General features: G+C 30.5%; 6 protein-coding genes. All 6 read right to left on the bottom strand.

Features of this window, described 5'->3' with window-relative positions:
• Window positions 1–90: 90 nt before the first annotated feature.
• Window positions 91–414 (bottom strand): hypothetical protein, encoded by a 324-nt coding sequence (locus VQ048_RS11735; RefSeq protein WP_220375467.1) that lies wholly within the window; start codon window positions 412–414, stop codon window positions 91–93.
• Window positions 415–562: 148 nt separating this feature from the next.
• A complete protein-coding gene (locus VQ048_RS11730; protein WP_442872826.1) occupies window positions 563–1,264 on the bottom strand; it encodes a DUF4240 domain-containing protein in 702 nt (233 codons plus the stop codon).
• A 209-nt stretch (window positions 1,265–1,473) separates the two neighbouring features.
• A complete protein-coding gene (locus tag VQ048_RS11725; RefSeq protein WP_327611858.1) occupies window positions 1,474–1,971 on the bottom strand; it encodes a hypothetical protein in 498 nt (165 codons plus the stop codon).
• A gap of 36 nt (window positions 1,972–2,007) precedes the next feature.
• Window positions 2,008–2,247, bottom strand: coding sequence for a hypothetical protein (locus tag VQ048_RS11720; RefSeq protein WP_327611857.1), 240 nt, complete (start codon window positions 2,245–2,247; stop codon window positions 2,008–2,010).
• Window positions 2,235–3,215, bottom strand: coding sequence for a protein NO VEIN domain-containing protein (locus VQ048_RS11715; protein WP_327611856.1), 981 nt, complete (start codon window positions 3,213–3,215; stop codon window positions 2,235–2,237). The genes VQ048_RS11720 and VQ048_RS11715 overlap by 13 nt, the downstream gene beginning before the upstream one ends.
• Window positions 3,199–3,894 carry a helicase-related protein gene (locus VQ048_RS11710; protein WP_327611855.1) on the bottom strand — a complete coding sequence of 232 codons (696 nt, stop codon included), beginning with the start codon at window positions 3,892–3,894 and terminating at the stop codon, window positions 3,199–3,201. The genes VQ048_RS11715 and VQ048_RS11710 overlap by 17 nt, the downstream gene beginning before the upstream one ends.
• Window positions 3,895–4,124 lie beyond the last annotated feature (230 nt).

Below are 4,124 nucleotides of genomic sequence, written 5' to 3'. Positions count from 1 at the left end.
ATTTTGAAGAATATATTTTAACCCTTCAGAAGCAATATCTTCTTGAGAAGATTTTATTTGTGTATAAAACTTTGCGAGTAATGACATTTATTAATTTTTAGGAAGTCTTCCATTAATTTTTCTAATATGATAAGTATCTTCTACAACACAGCGATTGATTATGTTCTCCATATGCCAGTATGTGAATCCATTGTAATCCAAATATATTTGTTTCTTATTGTAGAAATATTCTTCGTAACCGTTTTTATCAATAAATTCCGCCAATTCTAAAAATAATTGGTTATCAACTCTTTCTTGAACAATATATTCATGAGGATAAGTTTGAGCGTATGTTTTTGCAAAAATCCAATTTTGAGTTTCAATAAAATTTTTCAAAATTTCAGTCATATTCGAACTTGGAGGCATGTTTTTCATAAACTTTCTGCTAACGGTTCGGGGCTTTGCGTTCGGGCGGGCTTTCGAAGCCAAGATGTTCAGCTAATATACAAATTTTCATAGAAGTACAAAACCTGAATTTTGCACTTTAGCCCGCCTGACGCAAAACCCTTGTTAGCAGAAGTTTTTATTTATTCGTAAATTCTTCGTAAATTTTAGGACATATTTTTTTCATACTTTCAGGATTTTCTTCTTTCCAAGTAAATTCAAATTCAGGATAATTTCCTTCTTTCGTAGTAAAATTGTCTTCGTCAATAAAATCATATAAATCTTGTCCTGTTCGTTGTCGGAATGCTTCTAAAGCTACATACCAAAAAAGTTCAAATTCATAAAAACCTTCTTCTCCGAAATCTTTTTGAGAAATTAGAGTATCAGGATTTTCTTTTGCTTTGTAATAAACATCTTTACCTCTCGAAATTACCCAATTTCTAAAATACTCAAATCCGTCATCGGAACTTCCTCCATTCATTAAATAACTAGCACACCACATTTCAGAATTATACGTATCGTAGAGAAGTTTGTCGGTTCTTAAACGAAATCCAATCATTTGCTTAGGGGTTAATTTGCTAATTTCCGAAATTAGAAACTTTTCTTGTTCATCTTGATTTTCTGAATTTTTTAATGAATTATCAATAATTTTCCAGTATAAATCTTCATCCAGCATTTCAGCTGTTTTTTCAATTTTTAAAGAGTTAGAATTAGGTTTTGAAGTTTGTTCCGATTGTTCTTTCTTTCCAAAAAATTTATCAAAAAACCCCATATTATTGCTATTTGAATTATTACAAGATAAAATTGTTAAGTAAAACATTGTTGAGAGGACTGTTTTCATAAAATTTCTGCTAACGGGAAAAGTATTTGCGAAGGGCGGAGCTGAAATGAACCTAAAGTTCAATTCAGTCCAACCGTAGCAGATGCTTTTTCAATGAGACTAAATTAGTAAAAAAAGTTGAATTGAAAAGCATATGCGACTAAATATTTCTGCTTTTCAATTCAACACCGCTTTCCGCCTTTTGCAAATACTATGTTACCTGCAGTTTTTTAACTTTTTGATATTTCCACTTTTTTAGATAACATTTCATATATTTTTTTAGTTATGTCAGAAACTGCACTCCAATCTCCGACAGAATGATATTCACGGATTAATTTCGTGTTTCCCGTGTCATATTTTAGAATTACACTTCCCGCATGGTCGGTCGCTAAAATATTTGTAAACTTAGGCTTAGTTACAGATTCATAGATATATTTTGTTAAACTATCTTTTTCAGATTTTGAGAAATAATTTTTTTTTCGCACAATTTTTTCCACATCCACTTTTCCATCTTCACGCAATATTTTAAAAGCAATATTATTTGGATTTCTTTCATATTCTGCCGAATCAGAAAATTTTGAAATTACTATTTTTTCAATTCTTGTATTTATTTCAAGTTCTTCCCAATTATTGCTTAAAATTTCTGTTTTTTCAAGTCTTTTTTCATTCTTGCAAGATAAAATTGTAAATGCAAAAAATATTAATAATATTCTAAATTTCAGTTTCATACGATATTTTTGGTAAATTGCAGATAACGGCGGTTCTCAGCTATACGCAGGCAGGGTTTTTACCACTGAACTTCCTACGAAGAACTGAACTTTGATTTTACTACTTAACTGTCCTACGAAGCACGAAACCCCTGCTTGCGTATAGGTGATGTTGTGCGTTCGGTGTTCTTTTTTCGTCTGTCTGTCAGCGTTGGCAAAGACATACTCTTTCGCAATTTTTGGTTTGCGAGTTGGCTGTTGCGAATTGCAAATGTGTATGACTTTTAGCGTTGGCATATTAACTCAACTTTATATTTTTCTATTTGTTTATCCCAGTTTTCATCATTACTGAGTATTTCCTCATATGGATTCTGTATCATAATCGGAACATACTCAGCGTTATTCATTTCTGATCGATTGACTAAATATAACCAATAATCATCTTTCTTTAGTTTCGCAACAGAATACTCATTCCTTGACCAGAAAAAATATGGTGTTTTGCCATCATAAGATTTTACTTCTATAAAACGATTTGGAAATTCATCAAGCTCGTGATTGTATGAGGCTATATCGAAACCCTCATTAACTATGTATTCAGCTACCCAATCTATTTCTTTCTGCTCATTAAGTCTTGCAAATTCAAAATTTAAAACAAACTTTTCGGCTTCTTCTCCATAAATTTGTTGTTGCTCCATTGCTTTCCTAAAATCCTCAATACCAATCTTTCTTTTTTTGATTTCAGGTAATACGGTCTTATCAAATAGTTTCTTGTAGCGATTATTTATAATAAAACTATTTAGTTCAGTTGTCGGATGAGTTTTAATCGCTTCAAAATCAATCAACAACTGTTTGAAATTTGAATATTTTAAACTAAAAGCTCTGTTGTTTATCTGTAGAGACTTGTAAATTATGTCGTGGGATAAATAATCAGAACAAAATATTTTGTGAAATTCATCATCATCTTTTAATGCCTTGAAAAGATATTCAACGAATTTATCTCTCATTTGACTTATACTATTCAATGAATCAACAACACCGTTACTTAAAGTTAGAAAGTCGTTGTCAACTACTAGTATTTCTGTTTTTATGGCTATTTCAAGACAACCATCAAAAATACTTCTACCATCAATTACCCGATTATAGAATAATTTTTCAATGTCGGTTCTTGTATATGTGGCATCCTGTTTTGCTTTTAATGTACTGAGTAATTCAAAGAAGTAATTTGGAGTGCCAAAATTTCTATATCTTCTAAGTTCTTCTAGCATAATTAGAGATTAAATCATTAATTATGTCTGTTTCATCATTATTGTCAATTCTCTGAAAAAGAGGTATATCATCATTGATAATTTCTTCCATTCGCTCTATTTTCAATCGGAGTCGATTATTAATTACTTCATCTATAGAATCTTTTGACAGTATATAGTAATACTTTGTTAATTGATTTTCATCTAAACCGACTCTGTGAATACGATCTTTGGATTGAATAAAATTAGAACAATTGTAATCTCTTTCTAAATAGATAGCATTATGACAACCTTTATGCAATGAGATTGATTCAGCAACAGAAAAAGGATTGGCAATAATTACCTTAAAATCATTATTGAATGGGTTATTAAATGCCTTAATAGTTTCTTCTCTTTCTTCCTGTGGAATTTCTCCAATTAGAAGCTTTGATTTAATTCCGTTTTGATTTAAATAAGATTGTAATTCTTTAGCATTTTGGATGAAAATAGTCCAAATAATTACCTTTCCGTTTTCAGGAAAAATTTCCTCTATAAGCAATGATAAAATGCTTCTAAATTTTTTTGGAGTTTCAATTGCTGGATAATTTATAATCTTATTAAAGAACTCGGAATCATTAACAAACTCATCAGTATCTGTGGTAAAAATAGCATTTGGGTCAAATTCACCATTTAACTCATTATTCTCCAAAGAATCTCTCAAAGTTCTTGATAAAAGAGATGGATTCGTTGATGCTTGTCTTAACCGAATAAGTTTTGCCCTATTAAGTATATCTTTTACAGTAGCAGAATTATTCTCTTTAAAGTGAGGAAGATATTGAGACTTGAATTCAACTTATAAATGCAACTTTTTGGGTGCGGATAATAAGCAATAAAAACATTTATTTTTCAGAGAGGAAAGAGAGACAATGTCCCCCTTTCTCTCACTCTGAA

The sequence above is a fragment of the Bergeyella anatis genome (assembly GCF_036016955.1).
GTDB lineage: Bacteria > Bacteroidota > Bacteroidia > Flavobacteriales > Weeksellaceae > JAYWXI01.
The sequence above is the reverse complement of the archived record's forward strand: the minus strand, read 5'-3'. Positions and strand labels throughout refer to the sequence as shown.

Coding starts and splice junctions, on each gene's coding strand:
- VQ048_RS11735 (WP_220375467.1), bottom strand. CDS start 414: ATGAAAAACATGCCTCCAAGTTCGAATATGACTGAAATTTTGAAAAAT.
- VQ048_RS11730 (WP_442872826.1), bottom strand. CDS start 1,264: ATGAAAACAGTCCTCTCAACAATGTTTTACTTAACAATTTTATCTTGT.
- VQ048_RS11725 (WP_327611858.1), bottom strand. CDS start 1,971: ATGAAACTGAAATTTAGAATATTATTAATATTTTTTGCATTTACAATT.
- VQ048_RS11720 (WP_327611857.1), bottom strand. CDS start 2,247: ATGCCAACGCTAAAAGTCATACACATTTGCAATTCGCAACAGCCAACT.
- VQ048_RS11715 (WP_327611856.1), bottom strand. CDS start 3,215: ATGCTAGAAGAACTTAGAAGATATAGAAATTTTGGCACTCCAAATTAC.